The sequence below is a fragment of the Aminobacter sp. P4_H6_2 genome (assembly GCF_056400805.1).
Genome location: NZ_JBFUKO010000629.1, coordinates 1 through 3,021, shown reverse-complemented (window position 1 = coordinate 3,021; position 3,021 = coordinate 1). Strand labels below are relative to the sequence as shown.

Sequence of the window (3,021 nt, the reverse complement as noted above, 5' to 3'; positions counted from 1 at the left end):
GCCATGGCTGAAGCCGGAATGATGCGATTCGGCATTCGGCTGCTGCCATTGCTGAAAGGCGAAGTGCGCCTCGGCGACGCCAAGATTTCCGACGCCAGCATCGTCGTTGATGCCATGCCCGGAACTGGCGGCTCCGACTGGAGTGCGGTGCTGCGCAGCCCAGATGGCCTGATCGATCCGCAGAAGCTTTTGAGCGAGACGTTCGGCGGCATTCACCGCGGCTTCGATGCGGTCCAGTACGACGCCATGCGCGAGATCGCGCTGTCCAATGTCGATTTCGTCCTGCCCTCGGGCGGCGAGGTCAAGGTCGTTCGCGTCGTTCAGTCGTCTTTGTCCAAGACGCGATCGGGCAAGCTGCGGATAGGGGCCAACTTCGACGTCGACGGCCGCGATGTCGAGCTTGCGGCCTCGGCCGAACGTGAAGTAGGTGCCGACCGTATTGCATCGCTCGACGCCACCGTGTCGATGACCGATCCGTTCGCCGGCATGACCAATATCCCGGCGGCCAAGGCCAGTCGCATCGGTTCGGCCGCCCTTGTCATCACTGGCAGCGAGGGCACCGGGGCCGGTGGTTCGGAGCTGATTGCCAAGGGGTCGATCGGCAAGTCGACGCTCGATCTCAAAGAACGCGGCCAGCTTGTCGGCGACGTGATGCTCGACCTCAGGCTTGCGGATGGGGAAAACAAGCTCGACGTCCGCCAACTCCTGGTCACCACCGATCGCTCAACCTTTGATTTCAGCGGTGCTGTCGGCCCGCGCCCGGCGACTGGCGTGGCAAGCGACAATCCGGCCTACCGTTTCGAGTTGATGAGCCGCGAGTCGCGCCTGGCACCCAGCGAGTCGCCCGAGCCCGCGCTCAGCTTCCTTGCTCGCGTCGCCGGAACCTATGATGTGGTCACCAAGACGCTGTCCGCCGAACAGATCGGCGTGAAGTCCGGCCCGGGCGGAGAGGCGCTGGGCAAGGCGTCGGTGCAGTTCGTCGACGGCAAGGCTCCTGGTATCTTCGTGGCTTTCAACGTCCACAACATGTCGGTGGCGCATGTGAAGCAGCTGTGGCCGTGGTTTTCGGCAAAGAATGCACGGCTCTGGGTGTTGCAGAACCTGTATGGCGGTCGCGTCGTCGACGGCAACGTGAGGTTTGATGTCAAGCCGGACCGGCTCGGTAACGGCGTGCCGCTCACGTCGCAGGAGGTCTTCGGCCGGTTCGAGATCGACGGCTCGCGCTTCGATACGGCGGGCCGCATTCCGCCCATCCGCGACGCCAAGGGTATTGTCGAGTTCCACGGCAACGATGTCGATGTCTCACTGTCGCAAGGCACCGTTTTCATGCCCAGCGGTCGCACGGTGGCGGCGAGCAACGGCACGCTCAAAGTCGTCAAGGCCAACATCATGCCGGTTCTCGGCGCGCTCGACATCGATGTCGCCGGTAGCGCCGACGCGGTTGCCGAACTCGCCTCCTACGAGCCGATCAACGCCATGCGCCATGTCGGCATCCTGCCGGAGGAGTTGACGGGCGATGTCACTGGCAACGTCAAGGCGGACATTCCCCTGACCAAGGGCATCGACACTGACAAGCTCGGTTGGACCGTAGCGCTCGACTATGACGGTCTGGCGGTCGCCAAGCCTTTTGATGGCCAGCAACTGTCGGAGGCGAAAGGCACGATCACCGTCACCCCTGAAAAGGCTGTCATCGTGGCCAACGGTAAGCTCAATGGCGTCCCTGCCGAGCTGGATATCGTCGAGCCGTTACGCGACGAAAGCATCGACAAGCAGCGCAATGTCCAACTCGTCCTCGACGACAAGACGCGCAATGCAATGCTTCCCGGCCTGTCCGACTTGTTGTCGGGCACCATCAAGGTCGACGTCGAACAACTGGCCGAAGGCAAGCGCAACATCGTCGCCGACCTGACCGCGGCCCGCCTCGATCTTCCGTGGGTTGGCTGGAGCAAGGGCCCCGGCATTCCGGCCACGGTCTCGTTCGTGATGAAACGCGACGGTGCGCGCTCGACCTTGTCCGATTTCAACCTGAGCGGAAAGACTTTCAGCATCAAGGGCGACATTTCACTCGCCGATACGAACCTGTCTTCAGCCAATTTCAACGACGTGAAGTTGAATCGCGACGACGACGTCTCGGTCAAGATCAAGCGGTCGGGCAAGGGTTATGCGGTTCAGGTTAATGGCAATTCGCTCGATGCCCGTGCGCTGATCAAGCAATTCATGGCGGATACCGACAAGGCCGGCAAATCGACGGGTGGATCTTCGGTCTCCGTCAGCGCCAATGTCGCAACGCTGATCGGTTTCAGCGGCGAAAAACTGTCCAACGTCACTCTTGAATATTCAGGCGCCGGATCGAAGGTCGGCAGCCTGAAAGTCAACGCGGCTGCGAGCTCCGGCGGACTGATAACCGTCAGCAACGCGCTGCAAGGCGGTGGGCGGCGTCTCGATGTCCGTTCCGCCGATGCCGGGGCCATCCTGCGCTTTCTCGATGTCTATGCCCGCATGCAGGGCGGTAGCCTGGCGCTTGCGCTGGAATCGACGGGCGACGGGCCGCTCAAGGGCCAGGTCGACGTGCGCGACTTCGTTGTGGTCGACGAACCACGGCTCGCCTCGATCGTCTCCAGCAAGCCCGCTGGCGACGACCGCAGCCTCAACCAGGCGGTGCGCAAGGACATTGACGTGTCCAGGGTAAGATTTGAACGCGGCTTCGCCCAGATCGACAAGCGCGAAAAATTCCTGGCACTGGAAAACGGCGTTTTGCGCGGGCCGTTGATCGGCACCACTTTCCAGGGCGTGCTCTATGATCAGCAGGGCCAGATGAACATGACCGGCACCTTCATGCCGGCCTATGGCCTCAACCGCATCTTCGGCGAGCTGCCGCTGGTCGGCGTCATCTTGGGCAATGGACGCGACCGAGGCCTGATCGGCGTCACCTACAAGCTCTCGGGCGACGCCAATGCGCCCAAGCTGCACGTCAATCCGCTGTCGGTGATCGCGCCCGGCATTTTCCGGACGATCTTCGAA

General features: G+C 62.4%; 1 protein-coding gene. It reads left to right on the top strand.

What is annotated here, in order from left to right; genetic code table 11:
* Positions 1 to 3: 3 nt before the first annotated feature.
* A partial coding sequence (locus AC1DUU_RS27710) for a hypothetical protein (RefSeq protein WP_476786558.1) occupies positions 4 to 3,021 on the top strand: 3,018 nt, incomplete at its 3' end.